A 25,744-nucleotide genomic window follows, 5' to 3' on the forward strand; every position below is an offset into this window, starting at 1 on the left:
TCGCAACATGAGCAAGACTCTGGAAAATCAGGTCGCCCTGGTGACGGGTGCGTCGCGCGGCATTGGCCGGGCCATCGCCCTGGAACTGGCGCGTCAGGGCGCCACCGTGATCGGCACCGCCACGAGCGAGTCCGGCGCGGCCGCCATCGGCGAATACCTGACGGCCGAGGGCCTGCAGGGCCGTGGCGTGGTGCTGAATGTGAACGACGCCGCACGCTGCGAAGCCGTGATCGAAGAGATCGTGAAGGCCCACGGCGGCCTGGCCGTGCTGGTGAACAACGCCGGCATTACCCAGGACCAGCTGGCGATGCGCATGAAGGACGATGACTGGACGAGCGTCATCGACACGAATCTGACGGCGGTGTTCCGCCTGTCGCGCGCCGTGCTGCGCCCGATGATGAAGGCCCGTACCGGCCGCATCATCAACATCACCTCGGTGGTGGGCTCCACGGGCAACCCGGGCCAGATGAACTACGCGGCGGCCAAGGCCGGCGTGGAGGGTATGGCCCGCGCGCTGGCGCGCGAGATCGGCAGCCGCAACGTCACCGTGAACTGCGTGGCGCCGGGCTTCATCGACACCGACATGACCAAGGTCCTGTCGGACGAGCAGCATACGGCGCTCAAGACCCAGATCCCGCTGGGACGACTCGGCCAGCCGGAAGACATCGCGCATGCGGTGGCGTTCCTGGCCGGTCCGCAGGCCGCCTACATCACGGGCACCACGCTGCACGTGAACGGCGGCATGTACATGAATTGATTGCATTACCCGACGTACATTTCGGCGAAGAAGCCGAAAGATGGCGGGCGAAGCAGTTGTTTTTCAAACCGAACGGGCGCGATTCTTGCAATAGATGGCAGGCGGATTTTTTGTGGTCCAAACCTGCTAAAATGCGCCCACTTTTTGTCGAACTTCCCTGGAGGGTTACATGGACAATATCGAACAACGCGTCAAGAAAATCGTGGCTGAACAGCTTGGCGTGGCCGAGGCAGACATCAAGAACGAATCGTCGTTCGTGAACGATCTCGGCGCGGACTCGCTGGACACGGTTGAACTCGTGATGGCGTTGGAAGATGAATTCGGCATGGAAATTCCTGATGAGGAAGCCGAAAAGATCACGACCGTGCAACAGGCCATCGACTACGCCACCGCGCACGTCAAGGCCTAAGCCGTCGTCTTCGTATTCCGAGCCACAGAAGGCACAAGGGTGGGGCCGTCACGGTCCTGTCCGGTTGTTTTCTGTGGCTTTCGTCTGTTCGAAGAAGCAGAATCGGAATGATCTCAAACCGTATTGCGCGCCGCATGCAATGACTAACGGCCCGATCGGCGAGATCCTGAATCAATCCAATTCCGCTTCACGCACTCGTAGGAAATCATAGTGAGCCGTCGTCGCGTCGTCGTCACTGGGCTTGGCCTTGTGTCTCCGGTCGGAAACACGGTTGCCGAAGGCTGGGCCAACCTGGTTGCCGGCAAGTCCGGCATCGCCACCATTACCAAATTCGATCACTCCGCGCTCGCCGTGCATTTTGCTGGCGAAGTGAAGGGTTTCAACGTCGAGGAATATGTTCCGGCGAAGGAAGCCCCCCGTATGGATACGTTTATCCATTTCGGTATCGCGGCGGGTACCCAGGCGCTGAAGGATAGCGGCCTGGAAGTGACCGAGGAAAACGCCGAGCGCATCGGCGTGCTGGTTGGCTCCGGCATCGGCGGACTGCCGATGATCGAAGATACGCAGATGGAGCTGGCCAATCGCGGCCCGCGCCGGATTTCGCCGTTCTTCGTTCCGGGCTCGATCATCAACATGATCTCGGGCCATTTGTCGATCTACCACGGCCTGAAGGGCCCGAACCTCGCGGCCGTGACGGCCTGCACGACCGGCCTGCACAGCATCGGCCTGGCCGCCCGCCTGATCCAGGCTGGCGACGCCGACGCGATGCTGGCCGGCGGTGCGGAGTCGACGGTTTCGCCGCTGGGCATTGGCGGCTTTGCCGCGGCCCGCGCGCTGTCCACCCGCAACGACGACCCGGCTACGGCCTCGCGTCCGTGGGACAAGGACCGCGACGGTTTCGTGCTGGGCGAGGGTGCCGGCGTGATGATGCTCGAGGAGTACGAGTCGGCCAAGGCACGTGGCGCCAGAATCTATGCGGAGCTGATCGGCTTCGGCATGAGCGGCGACGCGTTCCACATGACCGCCCCGAACACCGACGGCCCGCGCCGTTGCATGGTGGCCGCGCTGAAGAACGCCGGCGTCAATGCCGACGAAGTGCAGTATCTGAACGCGCACGGCACGTCCACGCCGCTGGGCGACAAGAACGAGTCCGACGCCGTGAAGCTGGCCTTCGGCGAACACGCCTACAAGATGGTGGTCAATTCGACGAAGTCGATGACCGGTCACCTTTTGGGCGGTGCCGGTGGCCTCGAGTCGGTCTTCACCGTGCTGGCGATCCACAACCAGCTTTCGCCGCCGACGATCAACATCTTCAATCAGGATCCGGAATGCGATCTTGACTACGTGGCGAATACGGCACGTGAGATGAAGATCGACGTGGCCGTGAAGAACAACTTCGGTTTTGGCGGCACCAACGGTACGCTTGTTTTCCGCCGCGTCTGACCGCGACGGGTATCACGGGGCTCGCCACGGCGAGCCCCGCTTCATTTCGGCATGCGGAACCAAACATGCGGACGGGCGGTCACAGAATGCGCTTCGCGACACCCGGTGGGTCCCGATTCGTAGGTAAAATACAACGTTTGTCGTGACGACAAAACCAAGAGATACACTGCAGGTGAACCATTCGTGAGCGAACGCGAAGCCGATCAGCTTCTAGTTGAACGCGTCCAGCAGGGCGACAAACGAGCCTTTGAGTTGCTGGTGGCCAAATACCACCGCAAGATCATCCGGCTCATTTCGCGCCTTGTCCGCGATCCCGCTGAAGTGGAGGATGTGGCGCAGGATGCCTTTATCAAGGCATACCGCGCGCTTCCCCAGTTCCGGGGCGAATCCGCCTTCTACACGTGGCTGTACCGCATCGCCGTCAACACCGCCAAGAACTACCTGGCCACGCAGGGCCGCCGCCCGGAGGCGTCCAGCGATATTGACGCCGAAGAGGCTGAAACTTTTGCAGACGGCGAGCAACTAAGGGATATCAATACGCCGGAGTCCATGCTCCACACGCGTCAGGTGGCCGAGACGGTCAACCGCGCGATGGAGGCGCTGCCGGAGGAATTGCGTACCGCCATCACCCTGCGCGAAATCGAGGGCCTCAGCTATGAGGAAATCGCCGAAGCCATGGGTTGCCCGATCGGCACCGTGCGGTCACGGATCTTCCGCGCCCGCGAGGCGATTGCCGACAAGTTGCGCCCCCTGCTGGGAACAGCCGAGGGCAAGCGGTGGTAGAGGTAGCAAGTTGAAGAATGTCGTGCAGCCAGCGTTGCAGCCAATTCCTGCATCGATAAACGACAAGCAGCAGTACGGGATTTATCGGTGTTCAATGGAATTTCTTGGGGTGGGAAATGGGTCAGGCTCATAAGCAGTCGGTTCATGTAGTGGAAGCATCGGAGCAAATCTCCGTTTTGATGGATGGCGAGCTGGCGCCGAACGAAGTGGACGCCGTGCTGGGTCTCGCGAAGAGCGACACCGGCATGACGGACTGGACCGTCTACCAGCTGATCGGTGACACGCTGCGTTCGGAAGAGCTGACGCACGCTGGATCGACCGATGCGTTTCTTTCCCGATTCTCCGCACGCCTGGAAGCCGAGCCCCATGTGCTCGTGCCCGCCGTGGCTGCCGCTGGCCGTCAACGCCTGCTGGTGCGCCCGTCGTGGGTGCGCCGCGTGATGCCGGGCACGGCCATCGCCGCCGCTGTGGCGGCCGTGAGCTGGGTTGTGGTGCCGCAGATGCGTGGTCCGGGTGATATCGGTACGCCCGATGCCGTCGTGGCCCGCGTCGAGCAATCCGCCACGCCGGCCAAGGCCGGTTCGATCGTGACCGTGGCTGCTGACAGCGCCCAGATGATTCGCGATCCGCGCCTTGACGAATACCTGCGTGCCCATCGCACGTCGGTCGCGACCGAAGCCTTTGTGCCGACCATGCGCACAGTGGCGAATGGCGCAAACTTCTCACAGGAAAATTCGCAGGAATAATGCCGGACATGCATAAAGGAATGTCGCTCGCCGACGTAGCGGGCGTACACAGAAGGAAGGGCCTGCGCAGGTCCTTTTTTCTGGCCTTGTGTCTGACCGCTGCCGCCGCAACGGCGCAGCCGTCTGACAATACGCTGAACCGACGCGACGCCACGGCGTGGCTCAACAAGATCCACCGTGCCGCCCAGCGCGAGAATTATGTCGGCACGCTGATCTATCAGCGGGGCAGCGTCATGCATGCGTCGCGAATCCAGCATTACAGCGATCTCGTCCACAACGAGTACGAACGCCTGGAAACGCTCGACGGCAAACCGCGCGAGGTGCTGCGCCAGAACGACGTCGTGCACAGCCTGATTCCGGAAGCCAAGCTCGTGGTCGTGGAGAAACAGGAGGCGAAGGACCGCTTCCCGGCGCTGCTCGCCACCAACAAGAGCGATGTGCTCGAGCTGTACGACATGCGCAAGCTGCCCGGCGAGCGCGTGGCGGGCGTCGAGTGCGAGGTGTTCTCGCTCGAACCGCACGACGCCGCGCGCTACGCGGTGCGCCTGTGGGCCGACAAGGGCTCGGGTCTGCTGATGCGCGCCCAGACCATCGGCGAGGGCGGCAAGGTGCTCGAGCAGGTGGCGTTCTCGCAGGTCGATATCGGCGTGCCGTCGGACAAGCAACGCATCCTGTCCGCCATCAAGAGTTCGCAGTCGTGGAACCGCTACGAAGTCACCTACCAGCCGGCCAATGTGGCCGACGAGGGGTGGATCATCGGTTCGCCGCTCAAGGGTTTCCAGAAGATCCGCGAAGTGCGCCGCCCGCTGGGCGATTTGCGCCCGCCCGCCCAGGGCAGCAAGCCGGGGCAGGTCTTCGAGGTGCTTCAGATCGTCTACAGCGACGGTCTGACCGGGTTGTCGATCTTTATCGAACCCGTATCGGAACAACGCGCACGCCGAGAAGGCGTGGCTTCGCTCGGCGCCACGCAGGTCGTGGTGCGCCGCGTGGCTGACTACTGGATCACGGTGGTGGGCGAGGTGCCGGCCGCCACGGTCAGGCAGTTCGCCGCCGGCGTGGAGTACCGCCCGCCCAAGACGGTACACTGAGCGCATGAGCGCGCTGGCGCCGGGGCAGCGAACCCCGGGCCGGCCGCTTGGTGCAGGCCAGTAGCGCTTGAAGTTCCGCCTTGCGGGGTCGATCGGCTCCGACGTCCGGCAAGGCATCCGTTTCTCGCTGATCTCCCGGGAGTTGTCGATGATTTCCAAATCCCCAGCCCTGGTGCGAACCATGGTCATGGCTGCCATGCTCGTGCTGGGTCCGGCTGTTGCCCAGGTGGGGCATGCCCAGGCGGCTGCCTCGAACTACAACCTGCCCGATTTCACCGACCTGGTGGAGAAGGCCAGCCCGGCCGTCGTCAACATCCGGACCACCGAGCGCATCCGCTCGCGTGGTGGCAATTCGCCCGAAGACGACGAGATGGCCGAGTTCTTCCGTCGCTTCTTCGGCGTGCCGATGCCGGGCGCACCGGGTGGGCCGACCCCGCCGCGCCGTGGCCAGCCGCCGCAGGGCGAGGAACAGAGCCGTGGCGTAGGGTCCGGCTTCATCATCAGCCAGGATGGCTACGTGATGACCAACGCCCACGTGGTGGCGGACGCCGAGACCATCTATGTGACGCTCCCCGACAAGCGCGAATTCAAGGCCAAGCTGATCGGCTCCGACCGCCGCACCGACGTGGCCCTGATCAAGGTGGAAGCGAACAACCTGCCGCGGCTGCCGCTTGGCGATTCGGACAAGATCCGCCCGGGTGAGTGGGTGCTCGCCATCGGCTCGCCGTTCGGGCTCGACAACAGCGTGACCGCCGGTATCGTTTCGGCCAAGGGCCGCGACACGGGCGACTACCTGCCGTTCATCCAGACCGACGTGGCCGTGAACCCCGGTAATTCGGGCGGGCCGCTGATCAATCTGCGCGGCGAAGTGATCGGCATCAATTCGCAGATCTACAGCCGTAGCGGCGGCTACATGGGCATTTCGTTCGCGATTCCGATCGACGAAGCGATGCGCGTGTCGGAGCAGCTAAAGTCGTCCGGCAAGGTGACCCGTGGCCGGATCGCCGTGGCCATCGGCGATGTGACCAAGGAAGTGGCGGACTCGCTGGGCCTGGGCCGTGCGCGTGGCGCACTGGTCGGCAGCGTGGAGCCGGGCGGACCGGCCGAGAAGGCTGGCATTGAGGCGGGCGACATCATCCTGAAGTTCAACGGCCGCGACATCGAAAAGGCGTCGGACCTGCCGCGCATGGTCGGCGACACCAAGCCGGGCACCCGTGTGCCGCTGCAGGTGTGGCGCAAGGGGCAGACGCGTGACGTTTCCGTGACGGTGACCGAACTCGAGCCGGACAATGCCCGTGCCGTGGCGCGCCGGGGCGACAAGCGGGGCGGTAGCGCGGACGAAGCCGCGCCGGCCGCCAAGCCGAACGCGCTGGGGATGATCGTCACCGACATAGCCGAGACCAAGCTCAAGGAGCTGAAGATCAAGTCCGGCGTGGAAGTGGAGGCGGCAGACGGCCCGGCGGCACGTGCCGGCATCCGTCCGGGCGATATCATCCTGCGCCTGGGCGACGCCGACGTGACCAACGCGCGCCAGTTCAACGACATGGTGAAGGCGCTGGACAAGAACAAGATGGCGGCCGTGTTCGTGCGCCGTGGCGACGCTACCCAGGTGCTGACGCTGCGCCCGAGTCAGGCGCGGTAAGACGGTCCGGGGGAGTCCCCGGGCCAGAACCACCCATCGCGCCGGACTCGATGTCCGGCGCGATGTGTTTTCAGGTGCGCGATACGCCATTTTCGGGCGCCTGCACGGAAAGTGCCGATCACGGTTCCGACACCATTTACCGCGCCGGAAGTCCTTGAAAATCCGGTAAAATCGCGGATTGGCGCACGCATTGCGCCCCACCTTATTTATGCTCCCGCGCCCCCGTCCCACCTGGCGCGCCGGCGCTCCCCAGAACGCTAGATGGACCACATTCGTAATTTCTCGATCATTGCCCACATCGACCATGGGAAATCGACCCTGGCCGACCGAATCATTCAACGGTGTGGCGGGCTGTCCGATCGCGAGATGGAAGCGCAGGTGCTCGACTCGATGGACATCGAGAAGGAGCGCGGCATCACCATCAAGGCCCAGACCGCGGCGCTTAGCTACAAGGCGCGCGATGGCCAGGTCTACAACCTCAACCTGATCGACACCCCGGGGCACGTGGACTTCAGCTACGAAGTCAGCCGCTCGCTGTCCGCCTGCGAAGGCGCGCTGCTGGTGGTGGATGCTTCGCAGGGCGTGGAAGCCCAGACCGTGGCCAACTGCTACACGGCCATCGAACTGGGCGTGGAAGTGGTGCCCGTGCTCAACAAGATCGACCTGCCGCAGGCGGACCCCGCCAATGCGATCCAGGAAATCGAGGACGTGATCGGCATTGACGCCCACGACGCCACGCCGTGCTCGGCCAAGACCGGCCAGGGCGTGGAAGACGTGATCGAGGCGATGATTGCCAAGGTGCCGCCGCCCAAGGGCGACCCCGCGGCCCCGCTGCAGGCGCTGATCATCGACTCCTGGTTCGATAATTACGTCGGCGTGGTCATGCTGGTGCGCGTGGTCAATGGGACGCTGCGCCCGAAGGACAAGGTCCTGCTGATGGCCACGGGCGCGCAGCATCTGGTGGAGCAGGTGGGCGTGTTCTCGCCGAAGTCGATGCCGCGCGAGTCGCTCTCTGCGGGGCAGGTAGGCTTCGTGATCGCGGGCATCAAGGAACTGAAGGCGGCCAAGGTGGGCGATACCATTACCACCATGGCGCGCAAGGCGACCGAGCCGCTGCCGGGCTTCAAGGAAGTCAAGCCACAGGTGTTCGCCGGCCTGTATCCGGTGGAATCGAACCAGTACGAGGCGTTGCGCGAATCGCTCGAGAAGCTGCGCCTGAACGACGCCTCGCTGCAATACGAGCCGGAAGTGTCCCAGGCGCTGGGCTTCGGCTTCCGCTGCGGCTTCCTGGGCCTGCTGCACATGGAAATCGTGCAGGAACGCCTCGAGCGCGAGTTCGACATGGACCTGATCACCACCGCGCCGACGGTGGTCTACCAGGTGCAGATGCGCGACGGCACGGTGCTGACCGTGGAAAATCCGGCCAAGATGCCCGATCCGAGTCGGATCGAGGCGATCCTGGAACCGATCGTCACGGTCAACCTGTACATGCCGCAGGACTACGTTGGCTCCGTGATCACGCTCTGCACGCAGAAGCGCGGCTCGCAGATCAACATGAGCTACCACGGCAAGCAGGTGCAGCTGACCTACGAGATCCCGATGGCCGAGATCGTGATGGACTTCTTCGATCGGCTGAAGTCGGTGTCGCGCGGCTATGCGTCGATGGATTACGAGTTCAAGGAATATCGCCCATCGGACGTGGTGAAGGTGGACATCCTGATCAACAGCGACAAGGTCGACGCGCTGTCCGTGATCGTGCACCGCTCGAACTCGCAATATCGCGGGCGCGAGGTGGCTGCCAAGATGCGCGAAATCATCCCGCGCCAGATGTACGACGTGGCTATCCAGGCGGCGATCGGGGCGAACATCATCGCCCGCGAGAACGTGAAGGCGCTGCGCAAGAACGTGCTGGCCAAGTGCTACGGCGGCGACATCTCGCGGAAGAAGAAGCTGCTGGAGAAGCAGAAGGCGGGCAAGAAGCGCATGAAGCAGGTGGGCACCGTGGAGATCCCGCAGGAGGCTTTCCTGGCGATCCTGCAGGTGGACGACAAGTAAGCCGCAGGCCAGCGCCAAGTCCGCTGGCTGGGTGACAAGACGATCTTCTAAAAAATCAACGCCAAGCCGTCATGAATTTTGCACTGATCCTTTTTGTGCTGGTGGTCATTACAGGCATTGCCTGGGTTGCCGACAAGCTGGTCTTCGAGCGCCAGCGCCGTAGCGTGGCGCATCTGGCCCTGGCCGAGTTCGACGCGCGCCGCGGCGACATGCAGGCGGTGCACGGTAGCACCGAGCTGGACGCCTCGCGCGCCCGGCTGGCCGAGGAAAAGCTGCGCCAGCCGTGGTGGCTCGAGTACTCGGCGAGCTTCTTCCCGGTCATCCTGGCGGTGTTCGTGCTTCGTTCCTTCGTGGTGGAGCCCTTCAAGATCCCGTCCGGCTCGATGATCCCGACGCTGCTGATCGGCGACTTCATCCTCGTCAACAAGTACGACTACGGCATCCGCCTGCCGGTGGTGAACAAGAAGGTCCTCGACGTTGGCACGCCGCAGCGCGGTGACGTGATGGTGTTCCGCTACCCGAAGGACGAGTCGCTCGACTACATCAAGCGCGTGGTAGGGGTGCCCGGCGACATGGTGCGCTACGAGAACAAGAAGCTGACCGTGAACGGCAAGCCGGCCGAGTACAGCGCCTTGCCCGACTACCTCGACGAGGAGCGGCTGTCCTATTCGAAGCATTTCACCGAGACGCTGCCGGGCGGCGTGGCGCATGGCATCCTGAACGATGCCGACCGTCCGGCGTTCGTGGCGGGCGCGGATCCCGATTTCCCGTTCCGCGAGAACTGCACTTACAATCAGCAGGGGCTGACGTGTAAAGTGCCGGAAGGGCACTATTTCGTCATGGGCGACAACCGTGACAACAGCCTGGATTCACGTTACTGGGGCTTCGTCCCGGACAAGAACGTCGTAGGCAAGGCGTTCGTGATCTGGATGAACCTCGGCAATTTTGGGCGCGTGGGGTCGTTCAAGTAACGGTCGGACGCCTCGCGCAGCGCAAATACACTCAAAAAACGAGGGAAGCGCAAAATGGGTCAGAAGTTGGGTTTTTCGGGGAAGAGGGGAAATATCCGCGTGGGTGTGCTTGAAAGATCACGTGGATTTTCGTTGGGGTCGTTGCTGATCGTCATCATTATCGTGATTGCGGTGGTGCTGCCGGCGGTAAAGGCGATTCCTAGCATGCTCGAATACTTCTCGGTCAAGCGGGCAGTGAATTACGCGAAGGATCGGTCGGTCAACCGCAAGGATGTGGCGGCCAACTTCGACAAGCAGGCCCAGATCGATCGCATCGAGGCGCTCAAGGGCGACGATCTCGACGTGATCGAGGACGAAGCCGGCAGGATACGCAGCATTGGTTTTTCGTACCGGACCGAGATTCCCGTCTATGGTCCGATGAGTCTATTGATTACCTATTCGGGAACGCAGTAACGACATGATCCTCGACGCCTTGCAGCAACGTCTCGGCTACCGATTCAGCAAGCCCGAATTGCTGCAGCAGGCGCTCACCCATCGCAGTCATAGCGCCCATCACAACGAGCGCCTGGAATTTCTGGGCGACTCGGTGCTGAACTGCGCCGTGGCCGACATGCTCTACGGCATGTTCGGCAAGCTCGATGAGGGCGATCTTTCCCGCGTGCGCGCCAACCTGGTCAAGCAGCAGGCGCTGTACGAGATCGCCCAGATGCTCCAGCTCTCCGACGCCCTGCGCCTGGGCGAGGGCGAGTTGAAGAGCGGCGGCTTCCGCCGTCCGTCGATTCTGGCGGATGCGCTGGAGGCCATTGTCGGCGCAGTGTTCCTCGATGCCGGCTTTGACGCCGCGCGGGCGCTGATCCGCAAGCTGTATATCCCCATTCTGGAGCAGGTGGACCCCCGTACGCTGGGGAAGGACGCCAAGACCCTGCTCCAGGAGTATCTGCAGGGCCACAAGATCGCCCTGCCGCAGTACAACGTCATCGCCACACACGGTGCCGCACACAGCCAGCAGTTTGAAGTCGAATGCACCGTGCCTAAACTGGAGGTGCGCGTGTTCGGCACCGGCGCCTCGCGCCGTGCGGCCGAGCAGGCGGCGGCCAAGCTCGCGCTGGATGAGGTGCAGAAGCTCGTGCCCCAGCTGCTCAAGCGCAGCCGGGCCGAGCGCACGGGCAAGACCCGCAAGCAGCCGGTGCCACCGGATCCCCAGTTGTCTCTCAGGTTGAAGGAATGACCGAATCTACCCCTCCGCAGCAGGACGCCCAGGCACCCTCGGATGCCAAGGCGTTCCGCTGCGGCACGGTGGCCATTGTTGGCCGCCCCAACGTGGGCAAGTCCACGTTGATGAATGCACTTGTCGGCCAGAAGGTCAGCATCACGTCCCGCAAGGCGCAAACCACGCGCCATCGCATCGTCGGTATCCAGACCACCGATGACGCGCAGTTCGTTTTCGTCGATACGCCAGGCTTCCAGACCCGCCACGCCAGCGCGCTGAACCGCTCGCTGAACCGCGCAGTCACGTCCACGCTGTCTACGGTGGATCTGGTGCTGTTCGTCGTGGAAGCCGGCTATTTCAGCGCCGATGACGAGAAGGTGCTGTCGTTGCTGCCGAAGAACGTGCCGGTGCTGCTGGTCACCAACAAGCTCGATCGCCTGGGCGAGAACCGCGCCGAGGTGATGATGCCGTTCCTGGAAAAGATGGGACAGCTGTTCCCGTTCCGGGAAGTGGTGCCGATGTCGGCGAAGACGCACGATCACATCACGCGGCTGCTGGCCATCATCCGTCCGTACCTGCTCGAAGGCGAGCCGATGTACGACGCCGATGCGATGACCGACCGCAGCGAGCGCTTCCTGGCCTCGGAAATCATCCGCGAGAAGGTCTTCCGCTGGACTGGCGATGAGCTGCCGTACACGAGCACCGTGATCATCGACAAGTTCGAGACTGAAGGTCGGCTGCGCCGCGTGTTTGCGACGATCCTGGTCGAGCGCGACGCGCACAAGGCCATGATCATCGGCAACAAGGGTGCCAAGCTCAAGCAGATCTCCACCGAGGCGCGCCTCGACATGGAGAAGCTGTTCGACGGCAAGGTCTACCTGGAGATGTGGATCAAGGTCAAGAGCGGCTGGGCCGACAACGAAGCCGGACTGCGGGCCTACGGCTACGAGTGAGCAAGATGCCTGACGCGCCCCGAGCCGCGCCCAGGCGCGCGCGGAGCGCCGATCCCATCGCCGAGGAGGCCGCCGAACTGCTGGAAGTGCAGGGCGGTACCGGGCTGTCCCCGGCCGTGGCCGCCGGCCGCGAAATGATGGACCGGGCCATGCGGATCGTGCCCGCGCGCACCGAGCTGCGCGTGACCAACGAGTCCGGCTTCGTGCTCCACGCCTATCCCTATCGTGAGACCAGTCTCATTCTGGACGTCTTCACGCGCGACCACGGCCGCATGGCCATGGTGGCGAAGGGCGCCAAGCGGCCGCATTCGGCGCTGCGCTCGGTGCTTCAGCACTTCCATCCGATTTCGCTCTCCTGGACCGGCCGCGGCGAGGTCAAGACGCTGACTAAGGCCGAATACATGGGCGGCATGCTGCCGCTGGCCGGCGATGCGCTGCTATCGGGCTTCTATCTCAACGAATTGCTATTGCGCTTCTGCCCGCGCGAGGATGCACATCCGGCGCTGTTCAAGCACTACATGATCACGCTGACGCGGCTCGCGCATGGTGAGCCGGCCAGTCTGGTGCTACGCAGCTTCGAGCGCGTGTTGCTGCAGGAGACCGGGTTCGCGGTGGCGTTCGACCAGTGCGTGAGCACCGGGGAGTCGGTGCAACCGGGCCTCGACTACGTGTATCACCCCGAACGCGGCGTGCGCCGCGCGCAGCCGAGCGATCCGTCGAGTTGGCCCGTGGTGTCCGGCCAGACCTTGCTGGACATGGGGCGGGACGACTACGGCCGCGCCCAGACCGCCACACAAAGCCGCGCCCTGATGCGTTTCCTGCTGCATTATTATCTGCAGGGTGCGCCGCTGAAAACGCGGCAAATCCTTATCGACCTGCAATTTCTGTAAAGCCATGATTTTTCACGCGAATCCCGGCGTCATCGACCTTGGCGTCAACATCGACCACGTGGCCACGCTGCGGAATGCGCGCGGCACCGCCTACCCTGACCCGATCGAGGCCGCCCTCCAGGCGGAAATCGCCGGCGCAGACGTGATTACGCTGCACCTGCGCGAGGATCGCCGCCATATCCGCGACGCGGACGTGCGCGCACTGCGCCCGAAGCTCGCCACCCGGATGAATCTGGAATGCGCAATCACACGCGAAATGCTCGATATCGCCTGCGAAATCCGTCCGCAGGACGTCTGCCTCGTACCTGAGAAGCGCGAGGAAGTGACTACCGAAGGCGGTCTCGACGTCGCCGGCCATTTCGAGCAGGTCAGCGCTGCCTGCCGGCAACTGGCGGATGCGGGCATCCGCGTCTCGCTGTTTATCGATCCTGATCCGGACCAGATCGCGGCCGCTGCCGCGTGCAAGGCGCCGGTCATCGAGATCCACACGGGCCGTTACGCCGACGCCCATACGCCCGAGGAGCAGGCGGCGGAATTTCGTCGTGTGTCCGAAGGCGTGGACGCAGGCATCCGCCAGGGCCTCGTCGTCAATGCCGGCCACGGCCTGCATTACACCAATGTGCAACAGATCGCGGCACTGCCCGGCATCAAGGAGCTGAACATCGGCCATGCGATCGTTGCGCATGCGGTGTTCGTCGGTTGGCAGAACGCGGTGCGCGAGATGAAGGCCATCATGGTGGCCGCGCGCCTGGGCACCCGCTATCCCGTGCCGGGACAGGCGGCGTGATCTACGGCATCGGCACCGACATTATCCAGATCGATCGCGTGCAGGGCGTGATGGAGCGCACGCGCGGCCGTTTCGCGGAGAAGGTGCTCGGCCCGCGTGAGCTGAAGGTCTATCACGCGCGCAAGGCGCGCTCGGAGAAGCGCGGGCTGGCCTTCCTGGCCACGCGCTTCGCGGCCAAGGAGGCGTTCTCGAAGGCCATCGGCCTGGGGATGCGCTGGCCGATGACGTGGCGCGCCATGGAACTGCTGAACCTGCCGTCGGGCGAGCCCACGCCGCAATGCACCGGTGAGCTGGCCGACTGGGTGCAGGAACGCGGGCTGACCATCCGGGTCAGTGTCAGTGACGAACACGAGTACGCGGTGGCGTTCGCCATCGCGGAGCGGGGCGGCCAGCCGGCCGACACCGCATCCTGAACCTACGCAGCCTGAACTCAAGATATTCCTATGATCAAGAAAGTTTCCGGCAAGCATCCGGGCCCGGTGGTGCTCGACGTGGTTGGCAAGCAGCTCGACGCCGAGGACATGCGTCGCATCGCCCATCCGCTGACGGGCGGCGTGATCCTGTTCGCACGGAATTTCGAGTCGCGCGCCCAGTTGACCGCGTTGACGCGGGCGATTCGCGCGGTGCGCGAGGACGTGCTGATCTGCATCGATCATGAAGGCGGCCGCGTGCAGCGCGCCAAGACCGATGGCTTCACGCACCTGCCGGCGATGGCAAAACTCGGCGAATTGTGGGATCGCGATGTGATGACGGCCACCAAGGTCGCCATCGCGTGCGGCTACGTGCTGGCCGCCGAACTGCGCGCGTGCGACATCGACCTGAGCTTCACGCCGGTGCTCGATCTCGACCATGGCCGCAGCGCCGTGATCGGCGACCGCGCGTTCCACGCCGATCCACGCGTGGTGACGATGCTGGCCAACCATCTCACGCACGGCCTGCTGCTGGCTGGCATGAGCAACTGCGGCAAGCATTTCCCGGGTCATGGCTTCGTCGAGGCTGATTCGCACGTGGCCGTGCCGGTCGACGAGCGTGACGTCGAAGAGATTCTGGCCCTCGACGCGCGTCCGTATGACTGGATGGGCAATGCGCTGGCGTCCGTGATGCCCGCGCACGTGATCTATCCGAAGGTCGACCCGAACCCGGCCGGCTTCTCGCCGTTCTGGCTTCAGGATGTACTGCGTACGCGACTCGGCTTCGAGGGCGTGATCTTCAGCGACGACCTGAGCATGGAAGGCGCCAGCGTGGCCGGCACGGTGACCCAGGGCGCGCGAGCCGCGCTCGATGCGGGCTGCGACATGGTGCTGATCTGCAACCATCCGGAGCGCGCCGACCAGTTGCTGAAGGAACTGGACGATCTGAAGGGCGACAAGGTGTCGCAACGCCGCATCCGCAAGCTGTTCGGTCGCAAGCGTCCGCTGGACTGGAACAAACTGCAACAGGATGCCGACTATCGTGCCGCACTGCGCCTGCTGCGCGAGCATGACCTGATCGCCTGACACGTCGACGTCGGCGGGCAAAAACAAAAAGGGCAGCCGAAGCTGCCCTTTTTGCTGTCTCGCGGCGACGCCTTAGTTGGCGCGGCTGCGGTATTCGCCGGTACGCGTGTCGATTTCGATCTTGTCACCGATGTTGCAGAACAGCGGCACTTGCAGCTCGAACCCGGTGTTGATCTTGGCGCCCTTGAGCACCTTGCCCGACGACGTGTCGCCCTTGACGGCCGGTTCCGTGTAGATGATCTCGCGGACCAGCGTGGTCGGCATGTCCACCGAGATGGCCTTCTCGTTGTAGAACACCACTTCCACGTTCATGCCGTCTTCGAGGTAGTTCAGCGCGTCGCCCATGCTGTCCTGCTCGACTTCGAACTGGTTGTAGTCCGTGTCCATGAACACGTACATCGGGTCGGCGAAGTACGAGTAGGTGCATTCGCGGCGATCCAGCATCACCACTTCGAACTTGTCGTCAGCCTTGAACACCGACTCGCCCGGGGCGTCCGTCAGCAGGTTCTTGTACTTCATCTTGACGACGGCGGCGTTACGGCCCGACTTGTTGTACTCGGCCTTCTGCACGACCATCGGGTCGGAACCGATCATGAACACGTTGCCGACGCGGAGTTCTTGTGCGATCTTCATCTGAACTATCTTCCTGAAAAAAGTAATCCGGGGCGCTCATGACCCCGATTCGCGATATGCGGTATGGCGAAGGCGCGCGGCCGGCAGTTGCTCTTTTTGGCTCGCCATCATCAAAATCAACCCGTTATTTTACCCGATTTTCGCAAAAGACCACCAGATTTGCCGCGAGGTCGCCCAAGTGCTGCAATTGCCGCTGCCAGCGGTCCATGGCCGTAGCGAGAGCAGGCAATTGTGCGTGGAACTGCGCCCAGTCGGGCGCGTGCGGGGTGGCGCCATGGCCGTTCCAGGCATGGCAAAAGGCGGTCATGGCCTGGGCAGCCTCCGACGAAACGCCGCACCGGCTGAATCGCTCGAGCCACGCATCGAGCTTCACATGGTGCGCCACGTCGTCCTGCGGGTAGATGTGCCAGACCATGGGCCGCGCGGCCCAGTGCGCGCGCACGCAGGAATCCTCGCCACGCACGAAGTTCACGTCGCAGGCCCAGAGCAGTTCGTCGTAGTTTTCCTGCCTCACGAACGGAATCACCTGGAGGGTCAGGTTGCCTTGCGTCAGCGAGGTGCCGGGGGCCACCTGCTCCGCCGGGGCGCCGAACCACGCGGCCGCCTGCTGCGCTGCCGGGCCTTGCGGCACCAGGCACTGCACGGGCGTGGCGCCGTCGCGCCATTGGGCCAGCAAGGCGGGTAGGGCGGGATTCGTATAGGCGAACAGGCTTACGCGCAACGCATCTGGCAGGGGTTGCGTGCCGAGCCGGTACCAGAGTGTCGATTGCGCGGCGCGGCTGGATAGGAAGGCATCGCGCTGCGCGCCCAGCATTGACTCCCGCAGCAGCCCGCCCGTGCCGTGCGCAAAGCCGGGGAAGAAGAAGTACTTCACGAGCGGCAGCTTCGGATGGGGCGAGGACAGCGCATGGTGCTCGCTGACCCATGCCTCGGCGCTCAGGTATTCCAGGTTGATCCATACCGGCGGGCGCGGCGCGGCGGCCATCGCGGCCAGGAAGGGCTCGGGCAGGTGGCAGGCGAACGCCTCGATGACGAGGTCGTGCGGCGGTAGCGGCTCGAACGGGGCACCGGGAGAGGCATCCCAGCGACGCACCTCCACACCGCCCAGGTGCTGGCAGGCGCGCGCCGGGTCGATCTCCGGCGCCAGCCGCGCGAAGCTGCCCAGGTCATCCACCCAGAGCCGCACCGCGTGGCCGTGCTCCTGTGAGAGTTGGCGCGCCAGGCGCCAGCAAACGCCGATATCGCCGAAGTTATCGACGACCGTGCAGAAGATGTCGCAGGATTGAATGGGCATGGCGGCGTCCCGTTCCGCGAGGGCACGCGGAAGATTTGCTCTAAACTTGCGATTCTAGAGCGAGGCCAGCCCCAGCGCGCCTTGCCGCCCAAACTTTCTTGTCCCCCGATGCCCGAGCAGGAACCGGTTTCCCCGAACGACGCTTCGAACGATGCACCCGCCGAGGTCCGCGTGGATCTCCCGGCCGAGGCCCCCGCCGACATCCCGGCATTCGACCCCCGGCAGATCCTGGCGCGGCTGCCCGGCCTGCCGGGCGTGTACCGCTATTTCGACGCCGACGGCAACGTGCTCTACGTGGGTAAGGCGCGCGACCTGAAAAAGCGTGTCTCGAGCTACTTCAACAAGACCCAGCTGTCGCCGCGCATCGCGATGATGGTGGGGAAGATCGCTCGCATCGATACCACGGTGGTCCGGACCGAGGCCGAGGCGCTGCTGCTTGAGAACAATCTCATCAAGGCACTCGCCCCGCGCTACAACATCCTGTTCCGCGACGACAAGTCTTATCCATTCCTCAAGCTGACCGGCCACAAGTTCCCGCGCATGGCCTACTACCGGGGGGCGACGGACCGCAAGCACCAGTACTTCGGCCCGTTCCCGAGTGCCTACGCGGTGCGCGAAAGCATGCAGATCCTGCAGAAGGTGTTCCAGCTGCGCACCTGCGAGGACACGGTGTTCAACAACCGCACCCGGCCTTGCCTGCTGCATCAGATTCATCGCTGCACGGCGCCGTGCGTGAAGGCGATCAGCGAAGAAGATTACGCGCGCGACGTGCATAACGCCGCGCGCTTCCTCCAGGGCCGCGAGACCGAGGTGCTCGACGGCCTCCAGGTCAAGATGGAAGAGCACGCGGTGCAACTGCGCTTCGAGCAGGCCGCCGCTGTGCGCGACCAGATCGCCGCGCTCTCCACGGTGCTCAAGCGGCAGGCGGTGGAGGAGGTGGGGCAGGCGCGCGACATCGACATTCTGTCCGTGGCCGTGCAGGGTGGGCGTGCGTGCGTGAATCTGGCGATGGTGCGCGGGGGCCGCCATCTTGGCGACAAAGCCTATTTCCCCGCGCATGCCGACGAAGCGGCGATGATCGTCGAAGATAGCGACGATGCCGGGGAGGGCGAAGGCGAGCAGGTGGTGCCGGAAGCCGGGCCGCTGTCCGTGGACCGCATCGCGGCCCGCGTGCTGTCGGCCTTCATGGTCCAGCACTATCTCGATCAGGCGCCGCCGCCGATCATCGTGGTGAGCCATCTGCCAGCCGATGCCGCGCTGGTGGAGGCCCTGTCGATGCAGGCAGGCCGCAAGATCGCGCTGGTGCGGCAGCCGCAGGGCCAGCGCAAGATCTGGCTCGAGATGGCGACGCAAGGCGCGGCGCTGGCGTTGGCGCGCCGGCTGGCGGAGCAGGGCAGCCAGGAGGCGCGCACGCGTGCGCTTGCCGAGACCATCGCCCTGGATATGGAAGACCTGACGATGCTCCGCATTGAGTGCTTCGACATCAGCCACACGGCGGGTGAGGCCACCCAGGCATCCTGCGTGGTGTTCCACCACCATGAGATGCAGAACAGCGAATATCGGCGCTACAACATCCAGGACATCACGCCCGGCGACGACTATGCGGCCATGCGTCAGGTGCTCACGCGCCGGTACCAGAAGCTGGTGGAGCAGATCCAGGAAGATGGCGGCGAGTTGGGCGGAGAAGGCGCCCCGGACGGCGTGCCGCGCATGCCGCGCGTAGTGCTGATCGACGGCGGCAAGGGGCAGGTCGAGGTGGCGCGCCAGGTGTTCGAGGAGCTTGGGCTCGACATCGGCCTGCTGGTCGGCGTGGCGAAGGGCGAAGGCCGCAAGGTGGGGCTGGAGACACTGGTCTTCGCCGATGGCCGCCCGTCGCTGGAACTGGGGCAGGGCAGCGCAGCGCTGATGCTCGTCGCCCAGATCCGCGACGAGGCCCACCGCTTTGCCATCACCGGCATGCGGGCGCGGCGCGCCAAGGCGCGCAACACGTCGCGGCTGGAGGAAATCGAGGGTGTGGGCGCGCGCCGGCGGCAAAAGCTGCTGACGCGTTTCGGCGGCCTGCGCGGCGTCATGGCTGCCAGCATCGACGAACTTGCCAGCGTGGAAGGCATCTCGCGCACCCTGGCCGAGGAGATCTACCGCCAGTTGCATTGACCGGCCCGCCCGGCCGGTTGCCAGCCATTTCAGCCCGAAACTGGCGGGTTCGGCTGGAAATCGGCGACAATCGCGGCATTCGCCTTCCAGACCATCGCCGGATCGGCCCGTTCCTTTTCCAACGCTCCGCCCATGCCCCTGAATATTCCCATCCTGCTGACCTGGCTTCGCGTGGCCATGATCCCTCTCGTGGTCGGGGTCTATTACCTGCCTGAAACCTGGTTGCCGATGCATACCAAGAACGTGACCGCGGCCGCGTTCTTCGTCATCGCCGCGGCGACGGACTGGCTGGATGGCTTCCTGGCGCGACGCTGGAACCAGACCTCGTCGTTCGGCGCGTTCCTGGACCCGGTGGCCGACAAGCTCATGGTGACCGCGGCGCTGCTGTCCCTGCTGGCGCTGGGCCGCGTGGCGGACCTGATCGCGCTGGTCATCATCGGACGTGAAATCACGATTTCCGCGCTGCGTGAATGGATGGCGCAGATCGGCGCGTCCAAGAGCGTCGCCGTGAATTTCCTCGGCAAGCTGAAGACCACGGTGCAGATGATTGCGATTCCGTTGCTGCTGTTCAACGACTCGCTGTTCGGCATCGATGCCTCGTTGCTCGGCGGCTGGATGATCTATCTGGCGGCGGTGCTCACGCTGTGGTCGATGTTCTATTACATGAAGCTGGCGTGGCCGCAGATCCGCGAGCGCAGCAATGTCACGGGTAGTGCGGGCGCGCAGAAGTAAAAGTGAAGCGTTGCGCGAAAAAGTCCTTGACGCCCCGGCCCCCTCTTTGCAATAATCTCGTTCTCGCTGCTGACGACGAAAGACGAAAGCAGCAAGATAAGCGGTACTTAGCGCGAAATACCAGCACAAAGCTGCGTGTTTAAAAGAAGTTGCGCGATAGTCTGCTTTTCTGTAAGATGCAGGGCCCTGCGGGAGTAGCTCAGTTGGTAGAGCGCAACCTTGCCAAGGTTGAGGTCGCGAGTTCGAGACTCGTCTCCCGCTCCAGGTTTAGTAAAGTTCGACAGCGTTATCGTCGGGCTGGTAGTGAAGTAGTAGAAAGTTTGTACGCGGGAGTAGCTCAGTTGGTAGAGCGCAACCTTGCCAAGGTTGAGGTCGCGAGTTCGAGACTCGTCTCCCGCTCCAATCCCAAAGGGAAGCGTGGCTTCCCTTTTTGTTTGACAGGATTGTCGTACAATCCTGCATCGTCACCTGGCGGGGTGGCAGAGTGGTTATGCAGCGGCCTGCAAAGCCGTGTACGCCGGTTCGATTCCGACCTCCGCCTCCAGTTTTACCGACGTTTCAAGCCTACGGCGCCCATTGTGGCGCCGTTTTGCGTTCTAGCCGTTCAGTTGTTCTAACGCCGGTATCGCAGCTCAGGCACACAGCACGGGTGCCGCGCCGCGCAGGTATTCGGTAAAGGCGAGCAGCCCCTGAGTCGGGAATTTGTCCTGATGCACGACCAGTTGCAGCGGCCGGATCACGCGCGGCAGGCCGGCGCGCAGCGGTACTAACTCACCGCGCGCGATTTCATCGCCGACGACATGCAGTGACAGGCAACTGACGCCAAATCCGCTCATGACGGCGCGCTTGATGGCTTCGGTGTTGCCTAGCTCCAGCGCAAAGCGCAGCGCGCCCAGGGCGGGCACGAGGCGCGATTCGATGATCTCGCGCGTGCCGGAGCCCGGCTCGCGCACGATCCAGTCGGCCTCGCGCAGCATGTCGTGCAGCAACTCGGGCTGCTCGGCCACCATCGCCAGCGGATGCGCCGGCCCCACGATCACCACCATCTCGTCATCGCACCAGTGCATGCTGCGTAAGTCCCGCTCATGGCTGGTCCCTTCGATCAGGCCGATATCGGCCTCGAACTTGAGGAGGGCGTGCAGCACGTCCTGCGTATTGCCGATGCGCATGTCCAGTTCGCACGGCCCGGTCTGCGCATTGCGGAACCCCGCCAGCAGGGCAGGGAGGATGTAGCTGCCGATGGTGTTACTGGCCGCGATGCGCAGCTGCACGCCGCCTTCCGAGGCAAATCGCTCGAGTTCGTGCGCCTGGTCGAGCAGGGACAGCGCGCGCGGAAAGAATTGGCGCCCGGTTTCGTTGATGCTCAGGCGGCGCGCTACGCGGTCGAACAAGGGGCCGTTCAGCGCACGTTCCAGTTCGGCCAGCGACGCGCTGACGGCCGACTGGGACATCGCGAGCGACTCGGCCGCGGCCGTGGTGCTGCCGTGCTGGGCCACGGCCACGAAGACCTGCAACTGGCGCAAGGTAAGGCGAAGCGGGCGTTGCTCCATGGCTTTATCGATAATAACGGTAAGTCATAACGATATTACCCGTTTTACTGGTCAAGGCGGCATGCGTACCCTTCAGGCAATCCCTAGAAGAACTGCTATGTCCACGACCCCTGCCACCCCGCTCACGCTCGCCCCCACCGGTTTCAACCTGTGGCGTATCCGTCTCGTCACTTTGCTGCCGCTGGGTGCCATTGCGGGCTTGGCGCTGGTGCTGGCCGATCATCCCGCCGTGTCCCAATACGGGCTGTCCGCGTTGACGCTGGCGATGTGCGCCGGCATGGTCGCGGCCAATACGATGCCGAAGCACTGGCTGACGCCCCTGGCACCGGGGATGCAGTTCGCGCGCCATCATCTGCTGCGGCTTGGCGTGGCGCTGTATGGCCTGCGCCTCACGTTCGGGGCGATCGCGGCATTGGGCCTGGGCGGCGTCGTGGTGCCGCTCGTGATGCTGGTGGCCACGCTGCTCTTCGGTACGTGGGTGGGATCGGCGTTTTTCGGCCTGAGCCGGCGCGAGGCCATCCTGGTGAGCGCGGGCAGCGCGGTATGCGGCGCGGCGGCGGCCATCGCGGTCTCGTCCGTGGTGCGTACCGATGACAAGCAGACGGCGGTGGCCGTGGCCACCGTGGTGCTGTTCGGCACGGTCGGCATGCTGCTCTATCCGTGGCTCTACGAGCTGGCGACGCAACACTGGCATCTCCCCGTGACGGAACGCGCGTTTGGCATTTTTACGGGTGCCACGCTGCATGAGGTGGCGCAGGTGATCGCCTCCGGCAAGATGGTGAGCGATGCCACCGCTGACGCCGCCGTGGTGGCCAAGATGGTCCGCGTGCTGGCGCTGGGTCCGTTGCTGTTGATCATGGCGCTGTGGCCGCGTGCAAGCGGTGGCGACGCGGGCGGCAACGGCCGTCGCAACTGGCGCGCGCTGCTGAAGTCCGTGCCGTGGTTCGCGCTCGGTTTCGTCGCGGTGATGGCGGTGAACTCTGCCGGCATGGTGCCGGGCGAGTGGAAGCCTGGCCTGGTCGCCCTGGACAACTGGCTGCTGGCCTGCGCGATGCTGGCCATCGGACTCCATACCCGAATCGGTGATCTGCTACGTGCAGGACGCAAGCCGCTGGCGCTCGCCGCGGTGCTGTTTGTCTTCCTGATGGTGGTCGGCGCGCTGCTGTGCGCGTGGCTCGTCTGAGCGCTGCGCTGCGCGGTGTAGCGCGATGGGAAGCGATATGGAGCGCGCTGGTGCGGCCGACGGGACTCGAACCCGTAAGCCCGTAAGAGCGGCAGATTTTAAGTCTGCTGAGTCTACCAATTTCTCCACGGCCGCACGGCAAGCCCGGTATTGTGGTGGCTTCGTCCGCAGGACGCAAGCCAACACGCGCCACTTCGCCATGTGACGTTGCTGTTACCGCCGGTAACAATGTAGAACCCGCCGTTTCACCTCGAAAATCGCGAACCCCTACAATACGAGTTATCAGCTTGACCTAACTCAAAGAGGCACGATCATGAAACGTTGGTTGTTCGCAGCATTCGGTGTAGCCGCCGCGCTGGCGTCTGGCGCTGCAATGGCACGCGTGAACGTGGACGTGGCAATTGGCGTTCCGGGTGTGGTGGTGGGTGGTCCCGCCTACTATGCGCCGCCGCCGCCGGTGTACTACGCGCCGCCGGCTCCGGTTTATTATGGCCCGCCGCCTGTCGTGGTGCGTCCGGCGCCGGTCTACTACGGTCCCCGCTATTACCCGGGTCCGCGCTACTACTACGGCCCGCCGGGATATCGCGGCGACCATTACCATGGTCACGGCCACGGTCGGGGCCATGGCCGCTGGCGCGACTAAGACGCGAATCTCGTCCGGACGCAGTGGTGTAATCGTTCAGTAAGGTCGTTGAAAGGCCATCGTCGGAAAAAGCCCCTTCGTGGGGCTTTTTCTATTTCTGCGTGACGCTCTCTTGGCGGCTCGCCGGCGTTTTCTGACAATCGATGGTGGAAGATTGCGCCTGGGAGTTCCCGACGATTTTTATTGCTCAAAGAATTTGATGCGTCCGCTCAATGCGGCTGGACTTCGGCCTCAGGGTTTCCCCCTAAACTCCTTGGGTGACGCCGCTCCCACAAGCATCCGCCTGATGGCGCGACGCCCGCGACTAACATCAATAAGGGGATTCTCATGAAGATCAAGCAACGCATCGCTGCCGTCGCCGCCCTCGGCGCGCTTTCCGTGCTGTCGGTATCGGCCTTTGCCGCACCGGCCAAGTTCGACGTCTACAGCGGTGGCCAGCGCGTGACCGATCAACGCGATGCCTATACCGATGGTGCCCGCGCCAACGATAAGCGCGATGTCTACACCGACGGCGCACGCGTGACCGATCCCCGCAGTTCCTTCAGCGACGGCGCCTGACCGGCTCGTCTCAACCGGATCCAGAAAAGCCCGCCGCCTGCGGGCTTTTTCTTTGGCGGCCGCTCGACAAGGGCTGCGGGATAACCGTCAAGTCAAAAGTCCTTGTACTGGTCATGTCACCATTGTTGCCCCGGACGGCGCGATATACTGCGGCCTCACACTGATGAACAGACTGGAGAGAGGTATGCAGCAAAAAACCGTACTGACGGCCGATGACGTGAAGAAGTTGCTGGCGGCTGCCGAGGTCGAAGCCAAGGCCAACAACTGGGCTGTCACGATTGTGGTCGTCGACGACGGTGGCCACCCGCTCGGCTCGCTGCGCCTGGACGGCGTGGCCCCGATCTCGGCCTACATCGCCACGGAAAAGGCCCGCACGGCTGCGATGGGCCGTCGTGAGTCGAAGATCTACGAAGACATGATCAACAACGGCCGCTACTCGTTCATGACCGCTCCGCACCTGCAGGGCATGCTCGAAGGTGGCGTGCCCATCGTCGTGAACAGCCAGGTCGTGGGCGCCGTAGGCGTGTCCGGCGTGAAGTCTACCGAAGACGCGCAGATCGCACGCGCTGGTATCGCTGCGCTCGGCGTCTGATTGCACGGCGGGATCGCATTGCGAGCCCGCCAATGCAAAAGCCCCGCAGGCGCAACGCCTGCGGGGCGGTATAAAAAGGCGGCATGGCTGGCATCGGCCTGACAGGCAAGGGGTTTGGAAATCTTCCCTGTCAGCGTGTTCCGATCGTCTGGCTACTGCCCAACACCCCGCGAAGGGGTGGTCCCCACAAAAGACTGTCGATTATTTGGTCAGGATCAGCTTGCCGTAGCGCGTCACGCGCAGCGTGTACACGTCGCCGTTATGCAGGATCGGCAGCGTCGTGGCGCCGCGCATGATGGCGTCCAGCGGCACGGCTTGCGCGGTGTTGCCTTCGGCCGGTGCATCGGCGCGCATCAGCGCTTCCAGGCGGGCGGGCAGGCCGGCTACCGCCGACTTCACGGTCTCGATAGCCGACGATGCCGTCGACGGTTCGCGGCGCGCCTGCGAGGCAACCTCGACGCGGCGCAGGGACAGGCGGCGGCGCGTGACTTCACGCGGTTGCGACATCGGCAGGCTGATTGTGCTCATGGTCTTCTCCGTGGAAGCGCTTCACGTAGGGGAAGCGATGCGTGTTGGTTACGATGAAGAGGATCATAAATGAGAATTGTTATCATTACAAGTGATCTTCACTAACCGTTACACCTGTGCCAAGGCCGTCACGGATCGACAGGAAATCGCAACCTGGCTCGCTGCCGGGCGCCAACAAAAAGGGCACCCGGTGAGGGGTGCCCTTCATGTTCGAGGCGGGGGAGATCAGTGCTTCGGTTCCGTGATGAAGCCGATCTTGCCGAGCCCGCCGTGCTGCGCGGCGGCCATGACTTCAGCCACGCGCTCGTAGCGGACCTCGCGGTCCGCGCGCAGGTGCAACTCGGGTTGCGGCTCCTGTTGCGCGGCTTCCGCGATGCGTTGTTCCAGCGCAGCCTCGTCAACTTCCTGCTGGTTCCAGAACACCTTGCCCTGCGCGTCGACCGAGACGTTGATGTTCTGCGGCTTGGTGTCGTTCGGTTGGTTCGTCGCGCGCGGCAGATCAATCTTCACCGCGTGGTTGATGACGGGAATCGTGATGATGAAGATGATCAGCAGCACCAGCATGACGTCGACCAGCGGCGTCATGTTGATCTCGCTCATCACCTCGTCATCGTCACCGTCGAGCGTGCCGAATGCCATGATGCGTT

General features: G+C 63.9%; 27 protein-coding genes and 4 tRNA genes. 25 read left to right on the top strand and 6 right to left on the bottom strand.

The features are described 5' to 3' along the window. Positions 1 to 7: 7 nt before the first annotated feature. The 16 genes from fabG (at position 8) to nagZ (ending at position 15,230) form a co-directional block, all read left to right on the top strand. Complete coding sequence (gene fabG / locus AC1DFU_RS14095) at positions 8 to 757, top strand: 3-oxoacyl-ACP reductase FabG (protein ID WP_092290034.1); 750 nt, start codon at positions 8 to 10, stop codon at positions 755 to 757. 169 nt (positions 758 to 926) lie between these two features. Further along, positions 927 to 1,166: an acyl carrier protein gene (gene acpP, locus AC1DFU_RS14100; protein ID WP_008644813.1), complete on the top strand. Its 240-nt coding sequence runs from the start codon at positions 927 to 929 to the stop codon at positions 1,164 to 1,166. A gap of 210 nt (positions 1,167 to 1,376) precedes the next feature. Beyond that, on the top strand, positions 1,377 to 2,609 hold the full coding sequence (gene fabF, locus AC1DFU_RS14105; protein WP_092290029.1) for a beta-ketoacyl-ACP synthase II: 1,233 nt from the start codon (positions 1,377 to 1,379) through the stop codon (positions 2,607 to 2,609). Between the two features lie 183 nt (positions 2,610 to 2,792). After that, a complete protein-coding gene (rpoE, locus tag AC1DFU_RS14110; protein WP_092290028.1) occupies positions 2,793 to 3,392 on the top strand; it encodes an RNA polymerase sigma factor RpoE in 600 nt (199 codons plus the stop codon). A gap of 116 nt (positions 3,393 to 3,508) precedes the next feature. Next, a complete protein-coding gene (locus AC1DFU_RS14115) occupies positions 3,509 to 4,138 on the top strand; it encodes a sigma-E factor negative regulatory protein (RefSeq protein WP_092290027.1) in 630 nt (209 codons plus the stop codon). A gap of 8 nt (positions 4,139 to 4,146) precedes the next feature. Continuing rightward, positions 4,147 to 5,226: a MucB/RseB C-terminal domain-containing protein gene (locus tag AC1DFU_RS14120; protein ID WP_092290849.1), complete on the top strand. Its 1,080-nt coding sequence runs from the start codon at positions 4,147 to 4,149 to the stop codon at positions 5,224 to 5,226. Between the two features lie 148 nt (positions 5,227 to 5,374). Then, complete coding sequence (locus tag AC1DFU_RS14125; protein WP_092290847.1) at positions 5,375 to 6,868, top strand: DegQ family serine endoprotease; 1,494 nt, start codon at positions 5,375 to 5,377, stop codon at positions 6,866 to 6,868. Between the two features lie 261 nt (positions 6,869 to 7,129). Further along, positions 7,130 to 8,923 carry a translation elongation factor 4 gene (gene lepA, locus AC1DFU_RS14130; protein WP_441590530.1) on the top strand — a complete coding sequence of 598 codons (1,794 nt, stop codon included), beginning with the start codon at positions 7,130 to 7,132 and terminating at the stop codon, positions 8,921 to 8,923. Positions 8,924 to 8,994: 71 nt separating this feature from the next. Next, positions 8,995 to 9,894 (top strand): signal peptidase I, encoded by a 900-nt coding sequence (gene lepB / locus AC1DFU_RS14135; RefSeq protein ID WP_092290018.1) that lies wholly within the window; start codon positions 8,995 to 8,997, stop codon positions 9,892 to 9,894. Between the two features lie 54 nt (positions 9,895 to 9,948). After that, positions 9,949 to 10,347, top strand: coding sequence for a DUF4845 domain-containing protein (locus AC1DFU_RS14140; protein WP_092290015.1), 399 nt, complete (start codon positions 9,949 to 9,951; stop codon positions 10,345 to 10,347). 4 nt (positions 10,348 to 10,351) lie between these two features. Further along, positions 10,352 to 11,122: a ribonuclease III gene (rnc, locus tag AC1DFU_RS14145; protein ID WP_092290014.1), complete on the top strand. Its 771-nt coding sequence runs from the start codon at positions 10,352 to 10,354 to the stop codon at positions 11,120 to 11,122. Then, the gene (era, locus tag AC1DFU_RS14150) at positions 11,119 to 12,057 is read left to right on the top strand and encodes a GTPase Era (protein WP_092290013.1); all 939 of its coding nucleotides are present in this window, start codon (positions 11,119 to 11,121) and stop codon (positions 12,055 to 12,057) included. The genes rnc and era overlap by 4 nt, the downstream gene beginning before the upstream one ends. Positions 12,058 to 12,062: 5 nt before the next feature. Further along, positions 12,063 to 12,947 carry a DNA repair protein RecO gene (recO, locus tag AC1DFU_RS14155; protein WP_092290845.1) on the top strand — a complete coding sequence of 295 codons (885 nt, stop codon included), beginning with the start codon at positions 12,063 to 12,065 and terminating at the stop codon, positions 12,945 to 12,947. Between the two features lie 4 nt (positions 12,948 to 12,951). Beyond that, positions 12,952 to 13,734 carry a pyridoxine 5'-phosphate synthase gene (gene pdxJ / locus AC1DFU_RS14160; RefSeq protein WP_092290012.1) on the top strand — a complete coding sequence of 261 codons (783 nt, stop codon included), beginning with the start codon at positions 12,952 to 12,954 and terminating at the stop codon, positions 13,732 to 13,734. Beyond that, positions 13,731 to 14,147 carry a holo-ACP synthase gene (gene acpS, locus AC1DFU_RS14165; RefSeq protein WP_092290011.1) on the top strand — a complete coding sequence of 139 codons (417 nt, stop codon included), beginning with the start codon at positions 13,731 to 13,733 and terminating at the stop codon, positions 14,145 to 14,147. The genes pdxJ and acpS overlap by 4 nt, the downstream gene beginning before the upstream one ends. 30 nt (positions 14,148 to 14,177) lie before the next feature. After that, a complete protein-coding gene (gene nagZ / locus AC1DFU_RS14170) occupies positions 14,178 to 15,230 on the top strand; it encodes a beta-N-acetylhexosaminidase (protein WP_092290005.1) in 1,053 nt (350 codons plus the stop codon). A 72-nt stretch (positions 15,231 to 15,302) separates the two neighbouring features. Here the strand turns inward: nagZ and efp are convergent, their stop codons facing one another. Next, positions 15,303 to 15,863: an elongation factor P gene (gene efp / locus AC1DFU_RS14175; RefSeq protein ID WP_092290000.1), complete on the bottom strand. Its 561-nt coding sequence runs from the start codon at positions 15,861 to 15,863 to the stop codon at positions 15,303 to 15,305. Between the two features lie 124 nt (positions 15,864 to 15,987). Continuing rightward, a complete protein-coding gene (earP, locus tag AC1DFU_RS14180; RefSeq protein WP_441590528.1) occupies positions 15,988 to 17,157 on the bottom strand; it encodes an elongation factor P maturation arginine rhamnosyltransferase EarP in 1,170 nt (389 codons plus the stop codon). 108 nt (positions 17,158 to 17,265) lie between these two features. Between earP and uvrC the strand changes: the two genes are divergently transcribed. The 5 genes from uvrC to AC1DFU_RS14205 all read left to right on the top strand — a co-directional run bounded on the left by uvrC (position 17,266) and on the right by AC1DFU_RS14205 (position 20,587). Next, positions 17,266 to 19,311: an excinuclease ABC subunit UvrC gene (uvrC, locus tag AC1DFU_RS14185; RefSeq protein ID WP_441590527.1), complete on the top strand. Its 2,046-nt coding sequence runs from the start codon at positions 17,266 to 17,268 to the stop codon at positions 19,309 to 19,311. Between the two features lie 132 nt (positions 19,312 to 19,443). Next, the gene (pgsA, locus tag AC1DFU_RS14190) at positions 19,444 to 20,043 is read left to right on the top strand and encodes a CDP-diacylglycerol--glycerol-3-phosphate 3-phosphatidyltransferase (protein ID WP_092289979.1); all 600 of its coding nucleotides are present in this window, start codon (positions 19,444 to 19,446) and stop codon (positions 20,041 to 20,043) included. Positions 20,044 to 20,231: 188 nt separating this feature from the next. Then, positions 20,232 to 20,307 (top strand) — tRNA-Gly (locus AC1DFU_RS14195). 62 nt (positions 20,308 to 20,369) lie between these two features. Continuing rightward, positions 20,370 to 20,445 (top strand) — tRNA-Gly (locus tag AC1DFU_RS14200). A 68-nt stretch (positions 20,446 to 20,513) separates the two neighbouring features. Then, positions 20,514 to 20,587, top strand: a tRNA-Cys gene (locus AC1DFU_RS14205). Positions 20,588 to 20,675: 88 nt separating this feature from the next. On the opposite strand, the gene AC1DFU_RS14210 is transcribed toward AC1DFU_RS14205, so the two are convergent. Further along, positions 20,676 to 21,593, bottom strand: a complete 918-nt coding sequence (locus tag AC1DFU_RS14210) for a LysR family transcriptional regulator (RefSeq protein WP_092289977.1) — start codon at positions 21,591 to 21,593, stop codon at positions 20,676 to 20,678. Between the two features lie 97 nt (positions 21,594 to 21,690). Here AC1DFU_RS14210 and AC1DFU_RS14215 point away from each other — a divergent pair, with 97 nt between their 5' ends. Further along, positions 21,691 to 22,776: a YeiH family protein gene (locus AC1DFU_RS14215; protein WP_092289976.1), complete on the top strand. Its 1,086-nt coding sequence runs from the start codon at positions 21,691 to 21,693 to the stop codon at positions 22,774 to 22,776. 48 nt (positions 22,777 to 22,824) lie between these two features. On the opposite strand, the gene AC1DFU_RS14220 is transcribed toward AC1DFU_RS14215, so the two are convergent. Continuing rightward, a tRNA-Leu gene (locus AC1DFU_RS14220) sits at positions 22,825 to 22,911 on the bottom strand. Between the two features lie 178 nt (positions 22,912 to 23,089). Here AC1DFU_RS14220 and AC1DFU_RS14225 point away from each other — a divergent pair. The 3 genes from AC1DFU_RS14225 (at position 23,090) to AC1DFU_RS14235 (ending at position 24,569) form a co-directional block, all read left to right on the top strand. Next, entirely contained in the window at positions 23,090 to 23,419 is a 330-nt protein-coding gene (locus tag AC1DFU_RS14225; protein ID WP_092289968.1) for a hypothetical protein, read from the top strand. A 327-nt stretch (positions 23,420 to 23,746) separates the two neighbouring features. Beyond that, positions 23,747 to 23,977 (top strand): hypothetical protein, encoded by a 231-nt coding sequence (locus AC1DFU_RS14230; protein WP_092289967.1) that lies wholly within the window; start codon positions 23,747 to 23,749, stop codon positions 23,975 to 23,977. 184 nt (positions 23,978 to 24,161) lie between these two features. Continuing rightward, a complete protein-coding gene (locus tag AC1DFU_RS14235; RefSeq protein WP_092289966.1) occupies positions 24,162 to 24,569 on the top strand; it encodes a heme-binding protein in 408 nt (135 codons plus the stop codon). Between the two features lie 201 nt (positions 24,570 to 24,770). Here AC1DFU_RS14235 and AC1DFU_RS14240 read toward each other — a convergent pair whose 3' ends face one another. Together AC1DFU_RS14240 and AC1DFU_RS14245 are read right to left on the bottom strand one after the other, a co-directional pair. Further along, complete coding sequence (locus AC1DFU_RS14240) at positions 24,771 to 25,097, bottom strand: hemin uptake protein HemP (RefSeq protein ID WP_092289965.1); 327 nt, start codon at positions 25,095 to 25,097, stop codon at positions 24,771 to 24,773. 225 nt (positions 25,098 to 25,322) lie between these two features. Beyond that, entirely contained in the window at positions 25,323 to 25,736 is a 414-nt protein-coding gene (locus tag AC1DFU_RS14245) for an ExbD/TolR family protein (protein ID WP_092289964.1), read from the bottom strand. Positions 25,737 to 25,744: the final 8 nt, after the last annotated feature.

It is taken from the genome of Cupriavidus sp. 10L45 (genome assembly GCF_056395225.1).

Excerpts from the sequence above, each read along its gene's own strand:
- fabG (WP_092290034.1), top strand. The coding sequence starts at position 8 with ATGAGCAAGACTCTGGAAAATCAGGTCGCCCTGGTGACGGGTGCGTCG.
- acpP (WP_008644813.1), top strand. The coding sequence starts at position 927 with ATGGACAATATCGAACAACGCGTCAAGAAAATCGTGGCTGAACAGCTT.
- AC1DFU_RS14115 (WP_092290027.1), top strand. The coding sequence starts at position 3,509 with ATGGGTCAGGCTCATAAGCAGTCGGTTCATGTAGTGGAAGCATCGGAG.
- AC1DFU_RS14120 (WP_092290849.1), top strand. The coding sequence starts at position 4,147 with ATGCATAAAGGAATGTCGCTCGCCGACGTAGCGGGCGTACACAGAAGG.
- AC1DFU_RS14125 (WP_092290847.1), top strand. The coding sequence starts at position 5,375 with ATGATTTCCAAATCCCCAGCCCTGGTGCGAACCATGGTCATGGCTGCC.
- lepA (WP_441590530.1), top strand. The coding sequence starts at position 7,130 with ATGGACCACATTCGTAATTTCTCGATCATTGCCCACATCGACCATGGG.
- lepB (WP_092290018.1), top strand. The coding sequence starts at position 8,995 with ATGAATTTTGCACTGATCCTTTTTGTGCTGGTGGTCATTACAGGCATT.
- AC1DFU_RS14140 (WP_092290015.1), top strand. The coding sequence starts at position 9,949 with ATGGGTCAGAAGTTGGGTTTTTCGGGGAAGAGGGGAAATATCCGCGTG.
- rnc (WP_092290014.1), top strand. The coding sequence starts at position 10,352 with ATGATCCTCGACGCCTTGCAGCAACGTCTCGGCTACCGATTCAGCAAG.
- era (WP_092290013.1), top strand. The coding sequence starts at position 11,119 with ATGACCGAATCTACCCCTCCGCAGCAGGACGCCCAGGCACCCTCGGAT.
- recO (WP_092290845.1), top strand. The coding sequence starts at position 12,063 with ATGCCTGACGCGCCCCGAGCCGCGCCCAGGCGCGCGCGGAGCGCCGAT.
- pdxJ (WP_092290012.1), top strand. The coding sequence starts at position 12,952 with ATGATTTTTCACGCGAATCCCGGCGTCATCGACCTTGGCGTCAACATC.
- nagZ (WP_092290005.1), top strand. The coding sequence starts at position 14,178 with ATGATCAAGAAAGTTTCCGGCAAGCATCCGGGCCCGGTGGTGCTCGAC.
- efp (WP_092290000.1), bottom strand. The coding sequence starts at position 15,863 with ATGAAGATCGCACAAGAACTCCGCGTCGGCAACGTGTTCATGATCGGT.
- earP (WP_441590528.1), bottom strand. The coding sequence starts at position 17,157 with ATGCCCATTCAATCCTGCGACATCTTCTGCACGGTCGTCGATAACTTC.
- uvrC (WP_441590527.1), top strand. The coding sequence starts at position 17,266 with ATGCCCGAGCAGGAACCGGTTTCCCCGAACGACGCTTCGAACGATGCA.
- pgsA (WP_092289979.1), top strand. The coding sequence starts at position 19,444 with ATGCCCCTGAATATTCCCATCCTGCTGACCTGGCTTCGCGTGGCCATG.
- AC1DFU_RS14210 (WP_092289977.1), bottom strand. The coding sequence starts at position 21,593 with ATGGAGCAACGCCCGCTTCGCCTTACCTTGCGCCAGTTGCAGGTCTTC.
- AC1DFU_RS14215 (WP_092289976.1), top strand. The coding sequence starts at position 21,691 with ATGTCCACGACCCCTGCCACCCCGCTCACGCTCGCCCCCACCGGTTTC.
- AC1DFU_RS14225 (WP_092289968.1), top strand. The coding sequence starts at position 23,090 with ATGAAACGTTGGTTGTTCGCAGCATTCGGTGTAGCCGCCGCGCTGGCG.
- AC1DFU_RS14230 (WP_092289967.1), top strand. The coding sequence starts at position 23,747 with ATGAAGATCAAGCAACGCATCGCTGCCGTCGCCGCCCTCGGCGCGCTT.
- AC1DFU_RS14235 (WP_092289966.1), top strand. The coding sequence starts at position 24,162 with ATGCAGCAAAAAACCGTACTGACGGCCGATGACGTGAAGAAGTTGCTG.
- AC1DFU_RS14240 (WP_092289965.1), bottom strand. The coding sequence starts at position 25,097 with ATGAGCACAATCAGCCTGCCGATGTCGCAACCGCGTGAAGTCACGCGC.
- AC1DFU_RS14245 (WP_092289964.1), bottom strand. The coding sequence starts at position 25,736 with ATGGCATTCGGCACGCTCGACGGTGACGATGACGAGGTGATGAGCGAG.